The organism is Actinomadura chibensis NBRC 106107, from assembly GCF_001552135.1.
GTDB lineage: Bacteria > Actinomycetota > Actinomycetes > Streptosporangiales > Streptosporangiaceae > Spirillospora > Spirillospora chibensis.
The window spans coordinates 1-18018 of the sequence record NZ_BCQP01000055.1 but is presented as its reverse complement, the minus strand read 5'-3'; the positions used below and the strand labels follow the sequence as shown (position 1 = coordinate 18018).

The 18018-nt window shown below is 73.9% G+C and carries 17 protein-coding genes; 6 read left to right on the top strand and 11 right to left on the bottom strand.

Annotated features, from left to right (window positions below; translation table 11 throughout):
* The first annotated feature begins 3 nt into the window (after positions 1 to 3).
* Positions 4 to 1188 (top strand): acyl-CoA dehydrogenase family protein, encoded by a 1185-nt coding sequence (locus ACH01S_RS30265; protein WP_067899259.1) that lies wholly within the window; start codon positions 4 to 6, stop codon positions 1186 to 1188.
* 33 nt (positions 1189 to 1221) lie between these two features.
* On the top strand, positions 1222 to 1875 hold the full coding sequence (locus ACH01S_RS30260; RefSeq protein WP_067899257.1) for a GntR family transcriptional regulator: 654 nt from the start codon (positions 1222 to 1224) through the stop codon (positions 1873 to 1875).
* Positions 1876 to 1907: 32 nt separating this feature from the next.
* Here the strand turns inward: ACH01S_RS30260 and ACH01S_RS30255 are convergent, their stop codons facing one another.
* Positions 1908 to 2546 (bottom strand): response regulator, encoded by a 639-nt coding sequence (locus tag ACH01S_RS30255; protein WP_067899255.1) that lies wholly within the window; start codon positions 2544 to 2546, stop codon positions 1908 to 1910.
* Positions 2524 to 4488, bottom strand: a complete 1965-nt coding sequence (locus ACH01S_RS30250; RefSeq protein ID WP_067899249.1) for a sensor histidine kinase — start codon at positions 4486 to 4488, stop codon at positions 2524 to 2526. The genes ACH01S_RS30255 and ACH01S_RS30250 overlap by 23 nt, the downstream gene beginning before the upstream one ends.
* Positions 4489 to 4599: 111 nt before the next feature.
* Here ACH01S_RS30250 and ACH01S_RS30245 point away from each other — a divergent pair, with 111 nt between their 5' ends.
* Positions 4600 to 4911, top strand: a complete 312-nt coding sequence (locus ACH01S_RS30245; RefSeq protein ID WP_067899246.1) for a hypothetical protein — start codon at positions 4600 to 4602, stop codon at positions 4909 to 4911.
* On the opposite strand, the gene ACH01S_RS30240 is transcribed toward ACH01S_RS30245, so the two are convergent.
* Genes ACH01S_RS30240 through ACH01S_RS30200 form a run of 9 tightly spaced genes read right to left on the bottom strand, consistent with a single transcriptional unit; the run spans position 4912 to position 14877 of the window.
* Entirely contained in the window at positions 4912 to 5679 is a 768-nt protein-coding gene (locus ACH01S_RS30240) for an enoyl-CoA hydratase/isomerase family protein (protein ID WP_067899243.1), read from the bottom strand.
* A complete protein-coding gene (locus ACH01S_RS30235; protein WP_067899437.1) occupies positions 5676 to 6848 on the bottom strand; it encodes an acyl-CoA dehydrogenase family protein in 1173 nt (390 codons plus the stop codon). The genes ACH01S_RS30240 and ACH01S_RS30235 overlap by 4 nt, the downstream gene beginning before the upstream one ends.
* Positions 6845 to 7603 (bottom strand): SDR family NAD(P)-dependent oxidoreductase, encoded by a 759-nt coding sequence (locus ACH01S_RS30230; protein WP_067899241.1) that lies wholly within the window; start codon positions 7601 to 7603, stop codon positions 6845 to 6847. The genes ACH01S_RS30235 and ACH01S_RS30230 overlap by 4 nt, the downstream gene beginning before the upstream one ends.
* Positions 7600 to 8811 (bottom strand): thiolase family protein, encoded by a 1212-nt coding sequence (locus tag ACH01S_RS30225; protein WP_067899237.1) that lies wholly within the window; start codon positions 8809 to 8811, stop codon positions 7600 to 7602. Before ACH01S_RS30225 ends, ACH01S_RS30230 begins: the two co-directional genes overlap by 4 nt.
* Positions 8812 to 8830: 19 nt before the next feature.
* Positions 8831 to 9997, bottom strand: coding sequence for an acyl-CoA dehydrogenase family protein (locus ACH01S_RS30220; RefSeq protein WP_067899234.1), 1167 nt, complete (start codon positions 9995 to 9997; stop codon positions 8831 to 8833).
* A complete protein-coding gene (locus tag ACH01S_RS30215; protein ID WP_067899231.1) occupies positions 9967 to 11151 on the bottom strand; it encodes an alpha/beta fold hydrolase in 1185 nt (394 codons plus the stop codon). The genes ACH01S_RS30220 and ACH01S_RS30215 overlap by 31 nt, the downstream gene beginning before the upstream one ends.
* A complete protein-coding gene (locus tag ACH01S_RS30210) occupies positions 11148 to 12242 on the bottom strand; it encodes a homogentisate 1,2-dioxygenase (protein WP_067899228.1) in 1095 nt (364 codons plus the stop codon). The genes ACH01S_RS30215 and ACH01S_RS30210 overlap by 4 nt, the downstream gene beginning before the upstream one ends.
* A gap of 12 nt (positions 12243 to 12254) precedes the next feature.
* Complete coding sequence (locus ACH01S_RS30205; protein WP_246236831.1) at positions 12255 to 13490, bottom strand: acyl-CoA dehydrogenase family protein; 1236 nt, start codon at positions 13488 to 13490, stop codon at positions 12255 to 12257.
* A gap of 4 nt (positions 13491 to 13494) precedes the next feature.
* Positions 13495 to 14877, bottom strand: coding sequence for a 4-hydroxyphenylacetate 3-hydroxylase N-terminal domain-containing protein (locus ACH01S_RS30200; protein ID WP_067899225.1), 1383 nt, complete (start codon positions 14875 to 14877; stop codon positions 13495 to 13497).
* A 195-nt stretch (positions 14878 to 15072) separates the two neighbouring features.
* Here ACH01S_RS30200 and ACH01S_RS30195 point away from each other — a divergent pair, with 195 nt between their 5' ends.
* From ACH01S_RS30195 to ACH01S_RS30185, 3 genes are all read left to right on the top strand, one after another.
* Positions 15073 to 15702 carry a TetR/AcrR family transcriptional regulator gene (locus ACH01S_RS30195; protein ID WP_067899220.1) on the top strand — a complete coding sequence of 210 codons (630 nt, stop codon included), beginning with the start codon at positions 15073 to 15075 and terminating at the stop codon, positions 15700 to 15702.
* A 111-nt stretch (positions 15703 to 15813) separates the two neighbouring features.
* Complete coding sequence (locus tag ACH01S_RS30190; protein WP_067899218.1) at positions 15814 to 17073, top strand: CaiB/BaiF CoA transferase family protein; 1260 nt, start codon at positions 15814 to 15816, stop codon at positions 17071 to 17073.
* Positions 17074 to 17089: 16 nt separating this feature from the next.
* A partial coding sequence (locus ACH01S_RS30185; RefSeq protein WP_157406331.1) for an AMP-binding protein occupies positions 17090 to 18018 on the top strand: 929 nt, incomplete at its 3' end.

Genomic DNA, 18018 nt, shown 5'->3' with positions numbered 1-18018 from the left:
CCGATGGGGATCGATCCGGACGACTTCCTCGCCGTCGACGAACTGCTGGACGCGGACGCGCGCACCGTCCGCGACACCGTCCGCGCGTACGCGCGGGCGGAACTGGCGCCGCACGTGAGCGACTGGTACGACGGCGGCGGGCTGCCGGTGGAGGCGGCGAAGGAGCTCGCGAAACTCGGCCTTTTCGGGATGCACCTGACCGGCTACGGCTGCGCGGGCCTGCCCGCCACCGCCTACGGAGTCGCCTGCCGCGAGCTTGAGGCGGTCGACTCGGGGCTGCGCAGTTTCATGTCGGCGCACGGGTCGCTGGCGATGTCCGCGATCCACCGGCACGGCAGCGAGGAGCAGCGGGAGAAATGGCTTCCCGGAATGGCGGCCGGGGAACTCATCGGCTGCTTCGGGCTGACCGAGCCGGACGCGGGCAGCGACCCCGGCTCGCTGCGCACCACCGCCGTCCGCACCGGCGGGGAATGGGTCGTCAGCGGGTCGAAGATGTGGATCACTAACGGGACGTTCGCGGACGTCGCCGTCATCTGGGCCAAGGTCGCCGACCCGGACGGCCCCGACCACGGCCGGATCCGCGGATTCCTCGTGCCGACGGACACGCCGGGCTTCACCGCCCGCAAGATCGAACGGAAACTGTCGCTGCGCGCGTCGGTCACGGCGGAACTGGCACTGGACGAGGTGCGCGTCCCCGGCGACGCCGTCCTGCCCGGGGCGCTGGGCCTGTCCGGGCCGCTGACCTGCCTGAACGAGGCGCGGTTCGGGATCTTGTGGGGCGCGGTCGGCGCGGCCAGGTCCTGCTACCTGGAGGCGCTGCGGCACACCACCACGCGGACGCAGTTCGGCAGGCCGTTGGCGTCCTTCCAACTGGTGCAGGCGAAACTCGCCCAGATGGTGGTCGCGGTGAACGGCGCGGCGCTGACCGCCGTCCATCTCGGCCGCCTCAAGGACGCCGGTACGCTCCAACCCGAGCAGATCAGTTTCGGTAAACTGGCGAACGTCCGGGCGGCGGCGGACGTCGCCCGTATCGCGCGAAGCCTTCTCGGCGGAGCCGGAATAACCCTCGACCACACGGTCATGCGGCACATGAACAACCTGGAGACGGTCATGACGTACGAGGGCACGGAGGAAATGCACGTGCTGAGCATCGCGCGTTCCATCACCGGCCTATCGGCGTTCCGGTAACGCGGAAAGCTCCCCGGGAACAGAGAACAGGGAATGGCGAAGTCGACGTCCGACACGGGTTCGGTCCGGTGGGCGGTGTCGCGCATCCGCGAGATGATCACCGTCATGGAACTCCTGCCGGGCCAGCAGATCCGGCAGGAGGACATGGCGTCGCGGCTGAACGTCAGCCGCGCGCCGATCAGGGAGGCGCTCGGCATCCTGCAGAGCGAGGGCGTGCTCGACTACCAGCGCAATGTCGGCTATTCCGTGAAGCGGCTGACCGTCCAGGACCTCGAACAGGCGTACCTGATGCGCCGCGTGCTGGAACGCGAAGTGATCAACGCGCTGCCGGAGCTGTCGGCCGCGCAGCTCGACGAGCTGGCGGAGATCAACGGCCGGATCAAGGAGGCCGGGGACGTCGCCGACGTCCTCACCATCCAGCAGCTCAACAACGAGTTCCACTTCTTCGTCTTCCGCGCCTCCGGCCTCGACCTGATCGTGGACGAGCTGCGCCGCATCTGGTCCCTGACCGAGGCGTACCGCTCGGTCTACCTGTACGAGGCGGAGGCGCGCAAGCGCATCGTCGAGGAGCACGCGGCGATCGTCGAGGCGCTGCGCCGCGGCGACCGGGCGGCCGTCGTCGAGCTGTCCGACCAGCACCGCAGCCGCGTCCCGAGCCGCCTCGCCGCCGTCTTCTCGACCGAGTGACCCTTCATCGGGTGACCCTCAGCGAGTGACCCTCAGCGGGTGACGTAGGCGAGGACGGCGAGGACGCGGCGGTGCCGGTCCCCGTCGTCGGTGATGCGCAGTTTCTGGAAGATGCCGCGCATGTGCGTCTCGACCGTCCGCTCGGCCAGGCACAGCCGCGCGGCGACGCCCGCGTTGGTGTGGCCTTCGGCGACCAGGGCCAGCACGTCGTGCTCCCGCTCGGTGAGCGCGGCGAGCGGGTCCGGGCGCCCGGCCGGGGCGAGGAGGGCGCCGACCACCTCCGGGTCCAGGGCCGAGCCGCCGGACGCGACGCGGTCCAGCGCGTCCAGGAAGTCGTCGACGCGGAGCACCCGGTCCTTCAGCAGGTAGCCGAACCCGCCGGACGCCACCAGCGACACCGAGTGCCGCGTCTCCACGTGCTGCGACAGCAGCACCATCGGCAGTCCGGGCGCGGACGCGCGGAGCCGCAGCGCGGCGCGGGCGCCGTCGTCGGCCATCGCCGGGGGCATCCGCACGTCGATCACGGCGAGGTCCGGGCGGTGGGCGGCGACGGCCGCCTCCAGCGCGTCCGCGTCCCCGACTGCGGCGACCACCTCGTGCCCCGCCTCGGTCAGCAGCCGGACGATCCCCTCCCGGAACAGCACCGAGTCATCGGCCACCACGATCCGCATGCGGGATGCTCACCTCCACCAGCGTGCCGCCGCCCGGCGGGCTGGACACCGCGAGGTCGCCCCCGGCGGAGGCGACCCGGTCCCGGACGGACCCGAGCGCGCCGCGCGCCCCGCCGACCCCGTCGTCCGCGACCATGATGCGCAGGACGCCGCCGTCGTCGTCCACCCGGATGGTGACCGTCGCGGCGTCGGCGTGCTTGAGCGCGTTCGCGTACGCCTCCGCGACGACGTAGTAGGCGGTCGTCGCCGCGACCTCGTCCACCCGCACGTCGCCGGGGACCGACAGCCGCACCTCGACCGGGCTCGCCGCGACCAGCGCGCCGAGCGCGGCGGCGAGCCCGTCGTCCAGCCGGGCGGGGCGGACGCCGTGCGCGAGCCGCCGCAGCTCGCCGACGGTCGCCTCCAGCGTCTCCACCACGGCGTCGAGGTCGCGGTGCTCCGGCGTCCCGGGACGGAGCCCGCGCTGCACGGACCGGAGCCGCATGCCCGCCGCGACGATCTGCTGCTGCGCGCCGTCGTGCAGGTCCCGTTCGAGCTGGCGGCGCTCCCGCGCGGACGCCGACAGCAGGCGGGCGCGGCTGGTGCGCACCTCCGCCAGCGCGGCGCGCAGCTCCAGCCGCAGCCGGGTCACCTCGATCGGCAGGCGCGCCTGCACCGCCGCGTGCCGGGCGCGGCGCAGCCGCCGCGCGGACGTCGCGCCGAGCACGATCACGCCGACCTCGATCTCGCCGGTGCGGAGCGGGATGCGCGTCCGCCCCTCCGCCGGGACGGCCGCCTCACCGGACAGCCCGACGTACTCGCCGGGCGGCCCGTCCGGCAGCCGCACCAGGAGCCGCAGTTCCGGGTCGCCGAGGACGTCCTGGAGCACGGCCTCGACCGTCTCCGGCTGCGCCGTGCCGTCGCGGACGTCCCGGACGAAGTCGCGCACGCGGGCGTCGAGGACGAACCGCTCCCGGTCCACGAGCCGCCCGACCCGGTCGTTGACCTGGCGGTGCAGGACGGGCAGCGCCAGCGCGGCGACGAACGCGGCGCCGCTCACCCCGAGCCGGGCGTCCGCGCCGAGCAGGCTCCCGGCCGCGTACCCGACGCACGCGAACACGGCGGCGGAGGCGAGCGAGGTGAGGAGCCAGGCGAGGGACGAGCCGAGCAGCCGGTCCACGTCGAACAGGTCGTGGCGCAGGACGGCCACGACGACGGCGGCGGGCACCGCGACCAGCATCGCCAGCAGGAACCCCGAGTAGGCGACGTCGTTGGACGCGTCCCACCACGTCTGCGCCGCCCACCCGCAGGCGAGCAGCACCGGCACCGACCCCGCGCCGAGCACCAGCCAGCGCAGCTGCGTCCTGGTCGTCTCCGTCCCGCGCCGGTACCGGACGACGAGGCTCAGCACGGCCGCGCCGAGCGCCGCCAGCAGCACGCCGAACGCGGTCAGCACGGCGGCGGTCTCGGCCGGGCCGTCCCACCGGTTCGCCGCCGTCCAGGACACCGCGGCGTTGACCGCGACGCCCGCCGCCGCGACCGTCCACGCGACCGCCCGCCACCGCGGCCCCGGCGCCAGCCCGGACGGGAACACCAGGCACAGCGCCGCGAACCCGGCGAGGTTCCACACCCACGCGCCGAGCTTCACCAGGTAGACGGCGTGCGCGCCGGGCCACGGGCTGGACGTCAGGTCCGTCTCGCCCCACAGCTCGACCGCGAACACCGCCGCCGGCGCGGCCCCGACCCAGGCGAGCGCCGCGCCGACCTGGCCGTCCGGCACCCGCGTGCCGACCAGGCAGCCGAGCACGACGGGGATCGCGAGGACCGCGAGCGTGCCGGCCAGCACCGGCGCCGGGTCCCCGAGGTCCGGACGCGCCGACAGCGCGACCTGCGCCCCGGCCCCCACCGCGAACACGCCCGCCGGAACCGCCGTGCGCGGGCGCGACGCGAGACCGATCCCCATCCCGACATCATGCGCCTTCGCAGGTCATCCGCACATCCGTGCCAGCACGTGCCCGCACTCCGGCGCTGGCCCGGATGTGCCGCTCACCCCCGTCGCGCGACGCTCGGCGGCATGGAACTCATCCTCATGGTGCTGCTGCCCCTCCCGCTGGGCTACCTCGTCCGCAACCGGACGGCCGCCTACCTGGCGTACGTCGGCGTCCACTCGTTCGCCTTCACCTTCCAGACGATGACGCTGACCAGGGCGTGGGTCGGCGGCGAGACCCGCGCCTTCCCGAAGGACCCGGACACCGTCCCGTGGAGCTACGCCCTCGTCAACGTCGCCATCTACGCGGCCGGGCTCGGCCTCGTGACCCTCGGCGCCTGGCTCCGCTCGCGCCGCGCCGCCGCCCCCGACCCGAAGCCCGTCGACATCTCCGGCTGATCAAGGACGCCGGTTCCGGCCGAAGGCGGTGATCGCCGCGTGGGCGGCGGGGGTCTCGATCACCTCCGCCTGGTTCGCCGCCTCGGCCGCCAGGGCCTCCCGGAAGGTCGCCTGCCAGGTCCGGTTCAGGAGGTGCTTGGTCCCGGCGAGCGCGGGCGGGGAGAGCGCGGCCAGGCGCTCGGCCAGGTCGGCGGTGGCGCGGTCCAGGTCGGCGGCCGGGACGACGTCCGTGATCATGCCCAGGGCGTGCGCCTCGCGGGCGGGGACGCGGTCGCCCAGCAGGCACAGCTCGCGGGCCTTCCGGTCGCCGACCAGGCGGGGCAGCAGCCAGCTCGCCCCGCTGTCCACCGACAGGCCGCGGTGCACGAACAGCTGCGCGAAGTAGGCGTCCGCGGAGGCGAGGACGAAGTCGCAGGCCAGGGCGAGGTTCGCGCCCGACCCGGCGGCGACCCCGGCGACCTTCGCGACCGTCGGGACGGGCAGCTCGCGCAGCGCGAGGACGCACCGGTTCGACACGGCGATCCGCGCGGGCAGCGAGCCGGGGTCGCCGAGCAGGCCGGAGACGTCCGAGCCGCCGCAGAACGCGCCGCCCGCGCCGGTGACCACGAGGACGCGGGTGTCCGCGGGATCGGCGAGGATCTCCTCCAGGATCTCCTCCAGGATCTCGTCCAGGCGCGCCCACATGGCGTCCGTCATGGCGTTGCGCTTGCCGGGACGGTTCAGCGTGATCTCGACGACCCCGCCGACGCGGGCGACGTCGACGCTCACCGCCGGGCCGCCGGACGGCCGGCGTCCAGGGTGCGCGCGACGATCTCCTTCATGATCTCGTTCGTGCCGCCGAAGATCGTCTGGATCCGGGCGTCCAGGTAGGCCCTGGCGATCGGGAACTCGCGCATGAACCCGTACCCCCCGTGCAGTTGCAGGCAGCGGTTGACGACCGTCTGCTGGAGTTCGGTCGTCCAGTACTTGGCCTTGGCCGCGTCCTCGGACGTCAACTCGCCCCGGCCGTGCGCCTCGACGAGGCTGTCGACGTAGGTCTGCCCGACGTCCACCTGGACGGCGAGGTCGGCGAGGGTGAAGCGGGTGTTCTGGTGCTTCATGAGCGGCTGCCCGAACGCCTCGCGCTGGTGGCAGTAGTCGACCGTCCAGGACAGGGCGGCGCGGGCGGCGGAGATCGCCGACACCGCGAGCCCGAGCCGCTCCTGCGCGAGGTTGCGCATCAGGATGGCGAAGCCCTCGCCCTCGCCGCCCAGCCGGTTCGCGACCGGGACGCGGGCGTCGGTGAAGAACAGCTCGGCGGTGTCCTGGCTGCGCAGCCCGATCTTGTCGAGGTGGCGGCCGCGGGTGAAGCCGGGCGTGCCGTCCTCGACCACCAGCAGGCTGACGCCCTTGTGCCGCTCCGCCGGGTCGGTGCGGACGGCGAGCACGACCAGGTCCGCGTTCAGCCCGTTGGTGACGAACGTCTTCGCGCCGTTGACGACGTAGTCGGCTCCGTCCCGGCGGGCGCTCGTGACCAGCGCGGCGAGGTCGGAGCCCGCGCCCGGCTCCGTCATGGAGATCGCGCCCATCAGCTCGCCGGTGACCATCCCGGGCAGCCAGCGCCGCCGCTGCGCCTCGTCCGCGAACCGCAGCAGGTAGGGCAGGACGACGTCGTTGTGCAGCGTGATGCACATGCCCGACCCGATGACGTTCGCGCGCTGCAGTTCCTCGCCGATGACGGCGTTGAAGCGGAAGTCGTCCGCGCCGAGGCCGCCGTACTCCGGCGGCACGGCCATCGCGAGGAACCCGGCCTCGCCCGCCGCCGCGAACATCTCCCGGTCGACGCGCCCGCTCTCCTCCCAGCGGTCGTGGTGCGGGACGATCTCCGCCGCGACGAACGCGCGGAAGCTGTCCCGGAACTCCTCGTGGACGTCGTCGTAGAGCCTGCGCCTGGTCATCGGGCCGTCCACCCGCCGTCCACGGCGATGGTCTGGCCGGTGATGAAGGCGCCCGCGTCGCTCGCCAGCAGCAGCAGCGCGCCGTCGAGTTCGTCCAGCCGTCCGGGACGCCGCATCGGCGTGTTCCGCGTGAGCCAGCGCATCGCCTTCCCGTCGGCGAACATCTCCTCGGTCAGCTCGCTCGGGAACCAGCCGGGCGCGATGGCGTTGACGCGGATGCCCTCGTCCGCCCACTCCGCGCCGAGCTGGCGGGTGAGGTTGACGACCCCGCCCTTCGCGGCGCAGTAGGCCGCCTGGCTCACCGGCCACGACGCGCCCAGCCCGAGGATCGAGGCGATGTTGACGATGGAGCCGCCGCGCCCGCGCATCGCCCGCGCGGCCTGGGCGCTCATCTCGAACGTGCCGGTGAGGTCCACGTCGAGCGTCCGGCGGAACTCCTCGACCTGCAGCTCAAGCGCGGGCACGGGGTCGCCGAAGCCCGCCGCGTTGACCAGGACGTCCGGGCCGCCGAAGTCCGCGGCCCGCTCCACGGCCCGCGCGCAGTCGGCGCTGGACGTCACGTCGCACGCCACCGCGACGATCCGGTCGTCGGCCGCCGACAGCTCCCTGAGCCGCGACTCGCGGCGCGCGGCCGCCACCACCGTCGCGCCCGCCTCGGCGAGGACCCGGCACATGTGCCGCCCGATCCCGCTGGACGCGCCGGTGACGATGGCGACCCGCCCGTCCAGGGCGAACAGCCCGGGCAGGCCGGTCATGAGAGGCGCTCGACGATCGTCGCGTTGGCCATGCCGCCGCCCTCGCACATCGTCTGGAGCCCGTACCGGCCGCCGGTGCGCTCCAGCTCGTGCAGCAGCGTCGTCATCAGCTTGGCCCCGGACGCGCCGAGCGGGTGCCCGAGCGAGATCCCGCCGCCGTTGACGTTCAGCCGGTCCGGGTCGGCGCCCAGCTCGCGCTGCCACGCGAGGACGACCGGCGCGAACGCCTCGTTGACCTCGAACAGGTCGATGTCGTCCACGGTCAGGCCGGTCCGGGCGAGGACGGCGCGGGTGGCGGGGATGGGCGCGGTGAGCATCTCGACCGGGTCGTCCCCCACCACCGCCATGCCCCGGATCGCGGCGCGGGGCGTCAGGCCGAGGCGCTCGGCGGCCGTGTCGCTCATGACGAGGACGGCGGCGGCGCCGTCCACGATCTGCGACGAGTTCCCGGCGGTGACCCGCCCGTCCGGGACGAACGCCGGCTTGAGCCCGCCGAGCGCCTCCGCCGAGGTGGCGCGGACGCACTCGTCCTCGGTGAGCGGCGCGCCGCCGGGCGCCGTGACCTCGCCGGTCTCCCGGTCGCGCACCTTGCGCGCCACCGGGACGATCTCGCGCGCGAACCGGCCCTCGGCGGTGGCCGCCGCCGCCCGCCGCTGGCTGCGCAGGCCGTAGGCGTCGAGCTCCTCGCGGGTGAGGTTCCAGCGGTCGACGACCAGCTCGGCGGAGATCCCCTGCGGGACGAGCCCGGACGTCCCGTAGGAGACGCGGTCGGCGTACCGGGACTGGACCTCGTCCCCGTACACGGCCCTGATGTCGCCGCCGGGCGCGTTGGAGAACATCGGCACCGTGCTCATGCACTCGACGCCCGCCGCGACGACCACGTCCATGAAGCCGGACGCGACCGCCTGCGCCGCGAAGTGGACCGCCTGCTGGGACGATCCGCACTGCCGGTCCACGGTCGTCCCCGGGACGGCGGCGGGCCACCCGGCGGCGAGGACGGCGTTGCGCGCGATGTTGGTGCTCTGCGGTCCCACCTGGGTCACGCAGCCCATGATCACGTCGTTGACGTCCGCCGGTGCGACGCCGGCGCGCTCGACCAGCGCCTTGAGCGTCTCGGCGGCCAGCTCGGCGGGATGCCACCCGGACAGGGACCCGCCTCTCTTGCCCGCCGGGGTGCGGACGGCCTCCACGATGACGGGAGTCGGCACGGTAAGTCCTTTCGACGTTCTATGCGAAGTTCGTAAGCAGGGACAGGCAGCCGGCGGTGACGGCGTCGTCGCGCAGCCGGGACGGGCGCCCGTCCAGCGCGGCCGTCGCCCGCGCCCGCCGGAAGTACAGGTGGGCGTCGTGCTCCCAGGTGAACCCGATCCCGCCGTGCACCTGGACGAGCGCGTCGGCCGCCGCGTCGAACGCCTCGGACGCCTCCGCCTTCGCCAGCGGCACGAGCTGCCGAGCCGCCGCGCGGTCGGCGTCGGCGCCGGTACCGCCCGCGTCGATCGCCTTGGCCGCCGCGAGCACCAGGGCGCGCGCCCCGGCGACCGCGACCGCCACCCGCGCGCAGCGGTGCTGTATCGCCTGGTAGGTGCCGATGACCCGGCCGAACTGGGTCCGGATCGCCGCGTACTCGACCGCCCGCGCGAGGCAGCCCTGCGCGCCGCCGACCTGCTCGGCCGCGAGCAGCAGCCGCGCGACGTCGCGCGTCCGGGCGAGCGCCTCCCCGGCCCCGGCGAGCGGGACCGCCGCGACCGCGTCCAGGTCGAGGTCGGCGGGACGCGCGGTCAGGTCGACGGCCCGGACGGGACGCCGCCCGACCTCCCCGCCCCCGCCCGCCAGCCGGACCAGCACGGGGACGTCCCCGTCCGCCGACCCGGCCACGGTGAGCAGCACGTCCGCCGCCATGCCGTGGGTGACGCCGCGCACCGCGCCGGAGACGCGGCCGCCGCCGGACAGCACGACCTCGGGACGGTGCGCGGCGAACGACTGCGGCATCCCGGCGATCAGGGTGCCGTCCAGCAGCCCGTCGACCTCGTCGGGCCGGGCCGCGCCGGGCAGCCCGAGCGTCCACGCGGCGAGGATCGCCGCCCGCAGCGGCCCCGGATACAGGCACGCGCCCGCCTCTTCGAGCGCCGCCGTCACATGGCCGAGCCCGAGGCCCAGCCCGCCCGCGCTCTCCGGGGCGGCCATGGCGACGACGCCGACCTCGCCCGCCAGCGCCCGCCAGCGGTCGCGGTCGAAGCCGTCGCCGTCGAAGCCCCCGTCCAAGCCGCCGTCGCGGAGCGCCCTGGCCTCGTCGAGCGCGGAGGCGTCGGCGAAGAATTCGCGCAGCGCGGACCTGACCTCCTCCGGGCTCAGCAGCTCCTCGCTCACCTCGCCCAGCCCCGTTCGGCCAGCCATCCGGTGATCGTGTCGACGGCCTCGGCCAGGTGCGGCCGCTGGCTCGGCCCCGAGTAGTAGTGGTTCGCGCCCTGGACGGTGTGCAGCGTCTTGTCCTTGTGCCCGACCGCCTCGTAGAGCCGCTGGGTGTGGCTCGGAGTGCAGGCGTCGTCGGCGGAGTTGCCGATGACGAGCGTCGGGACCTCCAGGTCGGCGGCGCAGGCCAGCCCGTCGCCGTGCGCGTCGTCGTAGCTCCACTGCGACAGCCAGCTCCGCAGCGTGGAGAAGCGCGCCAGCCCCACCGGGCCCATGTTCACGACCTTGGGATCGCCCAGGTAGCACCAGCCGGGACGCCGGTCGTTGGGGTCGACGGACGGGTCCAGCCAGCGCGGGTCGGCCATCGTGCCGTGGGTGACGAAGCCGCGCTCCTCCAGCGGCCGTCCGCTCGCGCGCAGGTCCGCGAGGGTCTCCTTGACCCAGGCGGTGATCCGCCGGTTGCGGTCGATCTGCGCCTGGCGGTACCGGCTCAGGAACTCCTCGGTGTACGGGGGCTGGTTCGGGTTCTCGGGGTTGTAGAGGTCGAGTTCCGGGTCGCGCTTCTCCGGGTCGCGCTCGTCCAGGATGGACGCGTCCATCCATTCGGTGAGCGTGCCGTGCCTGCTGACGTGGGCGGCGAGCAGCATCATCCCGTCGGCGGGCTGCAACCCGAGCGCGGTCAGGTCGGGCGCCTCGCCGGCGGGCGTGGCGGTGACGGTCGGCGACTGCGCCTGCTGCTGGTAGTACAGCGACAGCGACCCGCCGCCGCTCCAGCCGCCGAGGATCACGTTGCGGTAGCCGAGCCGCTCCCGCGCGTCCCGGACGCACGCGCCGAGGTCCTGGACGACCTTCTCCATGATCAGCGCGCTGTCCACGCCCCGGTAGCGGCTGTTGCAGTAGATGACGTGGTGCCCGGCCCTGGGCAGCGCGTTGCTCATCGGCAGGTACGCGCCGCCGCCGATCGGGTGCATGAACACGAGCACCGTGTCGGACGGGACGCCGCGCGGCTTCAGCAGGTAGCTCTCCAGCACGACGTCCTCGACCACGCCGCCGTAGGTGTCGCGGTAGGCGGAGTCGTCCTTGAAGACCACCAGGTACGGGATGCGGTCGTACTCGTACCGGTCGGCGGAGGCGGTCACGCGTCCTCCCCCGGCGCGGCTTCGAGCACGGCCCGGCTCGGGGTGAGGCGCCGCCGCGTGTCGACCGCGATGACCTGCCACTCCACGCGCGTGTCGACGTCGAACCTGCGCCGCGACCGCTCCCGCGCCCGCTCCGGGACGCCGTGGTGGACGCCCTGCGGCACGAGCGACAGCAGCCCGGCGGGCATGTCCACGCCGAACACGCTGCCGCCGTGGTAGAACGCGACCTCGTCGTAGTCGACGTTGCGGTGGTACCAGGGGATCCGCTCGACGCCCGGCACCGACTCGGCCGGACGGGGCAGGAAGTTCATCACGTACACGCCCGTGGCCTGCATGAACAGGTGCACCGTCGGCGGCAGGTGGACGCTCTCGGAGGTGATCGCGTCGTAGTCGTCGATGTTGAAGGAGAAGGCGAAGTTGTCGCCGCGCCAGCCCTCGGCGTCCAGCGGGTGGTGGCGGGTGAACAGCGACGTCCGGCCGCCGCGGTGGCGGAGCCGGATCTCGTGCTCGTCCCGCCGGGGCTCCTCGAACGCCTCCGGCTCGGGGACGGTGACGAGCGCCGGGTCGTAGGGGAAGTACCGGCCGAGCGCGCCCGCCTCCGGCACCCGGAACTCCTCCCGCGCCTCGATGACGATCAGGTGCGAGCCGCCGTCCGGGACCTGCCGGTACGTCGTCGCCTTGGGCAGGTAGACGTAGTCGCCGGGACGGTAGGGCAGGCGTCCGAACTCGGTCTCGAAGTGCCCGGTGCCGCGGTGCACGAAGTACAGCTCGTCCCCGTCGACGTTCCGCTCGTAGAACGGCGCGGCCTCGCCGCGGCGGCTGAGCAGGATCCGGCAGTCGTCGTTGCTGAGCAGGAGCAGCGGCTCGCCCGCCGCGTCGCGCAGGTCGGTCGGTTCGAGGTCGTTCGTCTGGACGTCGAGGGGCCGCAGGTCGCCCTCGACGCGGTACACGCTCGGGTCGTTGCGGCGGTAGAAGAACGTGGTGCGGCCGGTGAACCCGGACCGGCCCATCTCGTCTTCCTTCAGCCCGTCCAGGTCGCGGTGGACTCGGCGCGGCGTCGTTCCCTTGCGCAGTTGGATGAAGGATTCCATCGTGTGCTGTCCTTACTTCGGCGGCCGGGGCAGGCCGAGCCCGCGCTGGGCGATGATGTCGAGCTGGATCTCGTCGGTGCCCCCGGCGATGTGCAGTCCCGGGGCGCCGAGGACGAACTCCGACCAGGCGAAGGTGTCGGGCTCGCCGGGGTCGGTGAAGGCGCGGTCGCCGAGCGTCTCGGCCGCGAGCGCGGCGATCTCGTCCACGGCCCTGGTCATGAGCATCTTCAGGACGGACCCGGCGACGGGCGCCGTCGCGTGCCCCCAGGAGCCGTCCGGGAGGTCGGCGGCGGCGCGCATCGCGGCGACGGCCGCGACGGTCCGGGCGATCTGCGGGCGGTGCACCGGGTCGGCGGCCGCGCCGAGCCGCTCGACCAGGGCGGCGAGCCGTCCGAGCACGTACGGGCTGACCGGGCCGTCGCCGCCGACCATGGTCGCGCGCTCGCTGCCGAGGCTCGTCGCGGCGACCCGCCAGCCCTCGCCGACGCCCCCGATCCGGTGCGCGTCGGGGACGCGGACCCCGTCCAGGAACACCTCGTTGAACGCCGACCCGCCGGTCATCTGCCGGATCGGGCGGACGGTCACGCCGGGCGCGCGCATGTCCACCAGGAACATGGTCAGCCCGGCGTGCTTGGGGGCGGACGGGTCGGTGCGCACCAGCGCCTCGCCCACGTCCGCGAGGTGGCCCATCGACGTCCACACCTTCTGGCCGGTGAGGACCCAGTCGTCGCCGTCCCGGACGGCGCGGGTCGCGACGCCCGCGAGGTCCGATCCGGCGCCGGGCTCGGAGAAGAGCTGGCAGCCGATGACGTCCGCGCGGTAGAGCGCGGTCAGCGTCCGCCGCCGCAGCTCGGGCGCGGCGTGCGCGTCGATCGCGGGCGCGACGATGTGCAGCCCGACGAACAGCATCTCCCGGGACGGGAAGCCGAGGTCGCCGAGGAGGTCGTCCACGACCTGGTCGTACTCGCGGCCGAGGCCGCGGCCGCCGCAGTCGGCGGGGCCGCTCGGCCAGGCGAGGCCCGCGTCGAACAGCCGCGCCTGGAGCTCCCTCGCCCGCTTGACCTGGAGCCCGTGCTCCTCGCCCAGCTCCTCGACGGCGGCGATGCGGTCGGACGCGCGGCGCCGCTCGGCGAGCCCGGCGTCGGTGAACTCGTCGGCGATCGAGCGCAGGAACCGCTCGGCCTCGGCTCGGAACTCGGCCAGGCTGGGGACGGGGCCGGTGGGCCTGGTGGGGTCGTTCTTCGGCACCGGTTCAGTCCCCCGCGAGCCCGGCCAGCTTGCGGGCGAGGGCCTTCGCGTCGTCCATCGGGTAGTGCTTGCGGGCCACGAGCCGCTGCGCGTAGAGCCCGCCGCCGGACTGGAGCATCGTGACGAGCTGCCAGCCGCCGTAGGCGTCCGCCGTGAAGTCGCGGATGGCGTGGAACAGGCGGGTGCGGTACTCGCCGTCGACGCCGTCCTTCGTCCGCATGTACTTGCGGATGAACGGCCCGACCTCCGCGTGCTCCAGGTCGCTGATGGACGGCGCCGTGACGATCGCCCCGCCGCCGATGTCGTGCAGGTGCCGGACCATCGTGCTGAACTCGGCCGCGCCGTAGTGCTTCGCCGCGTTCGTGTACAGCTCGCTCGGGAAGTACCAGCCCTCCGGGCTGGCCTCGGCGTTGGCGATGGCCGCCTCCAGCGCGCCGCGCACCAGCGTCGCGTAGATGACCATCTCGGCGATCTTCTCGCGGATGTGCGAGACCCGCTCGGTGCCGTTGGCCTCGGCGATGAGCTGCGCGAGCCCGACGAGCGTGTCGCCGTACTCGGCGAGGTGGGCCGTCCCGCCGAGGCGCTCCCAGAGCCCGAGCGAGTGCGCGAACGTCGCCGAGTGCTCGATCTCCCCGGCGAGGAACACCCGCTCGTGCGGGACGAACACGTCGTCGAGGATGACGAACCCCTCCGGCATGTTGTGCCGGGAGCTGACCGGGAAGTCCGCCTCCCGCTCGCGCGGCGCGTAGCTCGTGTTGACGATCGTCACGCCCGGCGCGTTCACCGGGATCGCGCAGGCGACCGCCCAGTCCTCCTCGCCCGGCTTCATGTTCTTGGTCGGCATCACCACCAGTTCGTGGCTCACCGCCGCCGACGAGATGTGCAGCTTGGCGCCCCGGACGACGATGCCGTCCGGGCGCCGCTCGACGATGCGGGTGTAGACGTCGGGGTCGTCCTGCCCGCTCGGCGGGACGCGGCGGTCGCCCTTGGCGTCGGTGATCGCCTGGACGCAGCGCAGGTCGTTGTCCCGGCAGTGGGCGAAGTAGTCCTCGATCCGCCGCGCGTACTCCGCGCTGGCCGGACGGATCCGGGCCGCCGCCGTGAGCAGCGCCAGCAGCCCCTGCGAGGTGGTGACGGTGACCATGTCCCAGCCGAGCAGCAGCTCCAGGATGTCCTTCAGCTCGGCGGGGCTGCGCGGGATCTTGAAGTACGGGCCGCTGGCGTCCGGCCCGGGGCGGTGGTGCCGGTCGTAGCCCTCGCCCACCAGCTTGAGCGCCGTCGCGAACTGCGGGTGGGATGCGAGGTCCTTGACGTCCTCGCCCTCGGCGACGACCCGCCGGCCGTCGTCGAGTGAGGCGAGGTACTCCTCCCCGGTCATCATCGCCATGGGTGCGTCCCTTCGGTCCTTCGGTCGGACGTTCGCCGGTGCGGCCCAGGTCGCCGCCCCGGCAATAATACTGATGCTAAATTCAGTTTTAGTCAATCGCGGTGAGCACGCCGGACCGGGGTGATCCTCTAGACTCGGTGCCCGTCAGGCAGGTGTGCGCGGGGATCGGTCCGCCGTCATCAGGAGGGATGGAGGATGCCTGCGAGCCCACCGACGCCCAAGGGGCGCCGAACCGAGGCGGCGTTCCTCGACGCCGCCCGGAAGGTCTTCGCGGAGCAGGGCTACCTCAACGCCAAGATCTCCGACATCGCGCACGCGGCGGGCAAGTCCCCCGGCTCGTTCTACAACTACTACGAGAACAAGGAAGAGCTGCTCCAGGCGCTGCTTGAGCAGTTCTCCGTCGAGGTCCTGGAGAGCTCGTTCCAGGCCCGGGGCGAGGACCCGATGGACGGCATCCGCGCCGCCGTCCGCGCCTACTGGACCACCTACCGCAAGTACCTGGCGGAGATGGTGGGCGTGTTCCAGATGTCCATGACGGACGAGACCTTCGCCGAGCGCTGGCGCGAGCACCGGGCCGTCGGCATCCGCGTCGTCCGGGCCGGGATCAGGAACGCCGAGCGGTCGGGGTACCGCGTCGGCGCCGCGCCCGGCCTGCTCGCCTCCGCGATCGTCTCCGTGCTGGAGGCGTTCTGCTGGGTGTGGATGGTGTCGGGCGGCGACACCGACGTCGATCCGCCGGACGACGAGGCCGCGATCGAGACGCTCAGCCTGCTCTGGTACCGCGCCGTCTACCACGGCGAACCCGGGGACCAACCCTCCGCCTGACCCCGTCTTCGCCCCGCCCGTCCGGACCTAGAACCGTCCCTGGGGGATTGCGCTCGCGGAAGACTGAGGCTAGTTTCAGTTTCAGTTTTTCGCCCATCCTCGGGAGGTTCCGTGGGCCGCGCCCCCCTCGACGGCGTCCGGGTCCTCGAACTCGGCAGCTTCATCGCCGGTCCGTTCGCGGGCCAGCTCCTCGGCGACTACGGCGCCGAGGTCGTCAAGATCGAGCCCTGCGACGGCGACGCCATGCGCCGCTGGGGCGTGCTGCGCGACGGCCGGTCGCTGTGGTGGGCCCAGCTCGCCCGCAACAAGCGCTCCGTGGCCGTCGACCTGCGCGACCCGCGCGGCCGGGACCTCGTGCGGCGGCTCGCGCACCGCGCCGACGTCGTGGTCGAGAACTTCGCCCCCGGCCGGCTGGCGGACTGGGGCCTCGACTACGCCGCGCTGTCCGCCGCGAACCCGCGGCTGGTCATGGCGCACGTCTCCGGCTTCGGGCAGACCGGGCCGCGCGCGGGCGACCGGGGGTTCGGCAGCGTCGGCGAGGCGATGGGCGGCATCCGCGCCCTCACCGGCCATCCCGACCGGCCGCCGACGCGGGTCGGGATCAGCCTCGGGGACGCGCTCGCCGGGATGTTCGCGGTGATGGGCGTCCTCGCCGCGCTCCAGGAGCGGCACCGCAGCGGGCGCGGGCAGGAGATCGACGTCGCGCTGTACGAGGCGGTGTTCGCGCTGATGGAGTCCACGCTCGCCGAGTACGAGATCGCCGGTTCCACCCGGACCAGGACCGGCAGCACGCTGCCCGGGGTGGCGCCGTCCAACGTCTACCGGGCGGCCGACGGCGGCGAGCTGCTGATCGCCGCGAACGGGGACGCGCTGTTCGTCCGGCTGTGCGCGGCGATGGGCGCCCCGGAGCTGGCGGACGATCCCCGGTTCGCCACCCACCAGGCGCGCGGCCGGAACATGGCGGAGCTGGACGAGCTCGTCGGCGACTGGGTCGCCGGGCTCTCCCTCGCGGAGGCCGAGCGGCTGCTCGACGAGCACGCCGTCCCGCGCGGGCGGATCTACACTCCGGCGGACATGCTCGCCGACGCCCACTACGCCGCCCGGGAGATGATCGTACGGCTCACCGACCCCGGCACAGGGCTGGAGATCCCGATGCCGGGCGTCGTGCCGAAGCTGAGCCGGACGCCGGGCGCCGTCCGCGCGGCGGGCCCGCTGCTCGGCGCGGACACCGAGCGGGTACTGCGGGAGTGGGCCGGATGCCCGGAGAAGGAGATCGACCTGCTGGCCGCCCGGGGCGTCGTCCGGCGCGTGGACCCGCCGGACGGCGGGCCCGCCGCCGCGCCCCGTCCGACCGCCGCCGTCCGGCACTAGCAAGGGAGCACCGCCGATGCGCACCACCGAGTCCCTCGTCCGCGGGCACGCCGAGCTGCGGCCGGACGCCGTCGCCTTCGCCGGGCACGACGGGCCGCCGCTGACCTACCGGGACGTGGACGACGCCGCCGACCGCATCGCCGCGGGGCTGCGCGCCGCGGGGGTGCGGCCCGGCGACCGGGTCGCCTGGCTCGGCCGCAACCATCCCGACTACGCGCTGCTGCACCTCGCCGCCGAGCGGGTCGGGGCGGTGACCAACCCGCTGAACTGGCGGCTGTCCGCCCGCGAGCTGAGCGCCGTGGTCGCCGACGCCGGGCCCGCGGTGTTCGTCGTCCAGGCGGAGTTCGAACCGCTGCTGCGGGACGCGCTGCCGGCCGGGTCGGCCGCGCCCGTCGTGGTCGTCCGCGGGCCGGGCGGCTTCCGCGACTGGTACGGCGGTCTCCCCGCCGAGCCGGACGCGGGACGCGGCACCCGCGACGGCGACCCGACGCTGCTGTACTACACGTCCGGCACCAGCGGGCGGGCGAAGGGCGTGGTCTACGAGGCCGGGCGCTGGATCAGGGCGCTCGACGCCTATCCGGGGTGGGAGTGGCCGGAGTCCCCCGTCCTGCTGATCGTCGCGCCGGTCTTCCACGTGGCCGGGGGCGTCTGGACGATGTACGGGCTGCGCCTCGGCGCGCGGATCGTCCTGGTCGCGGACGCGTCGCCCGGACACGTCCTCGGCTCGCTCCAGGCGCAGGGCGTGACGCACGCGCAGCTCGTCCCGGCGATGCTGCGCGCGATCGTGGACAGCGGCGAGGTCGCGAAGCACGACCTGTCCGCGCTGCGGCTGGTCGCCTACGGCAGCTCCCCGATCGCCCCGGCGCTGCTGACCGCCGCGCGGGCGGCGCTCGGCTGCGACTTCGTCCAGGTCTACGGGCTGACCGAGACGTGCGGGACGGTCTG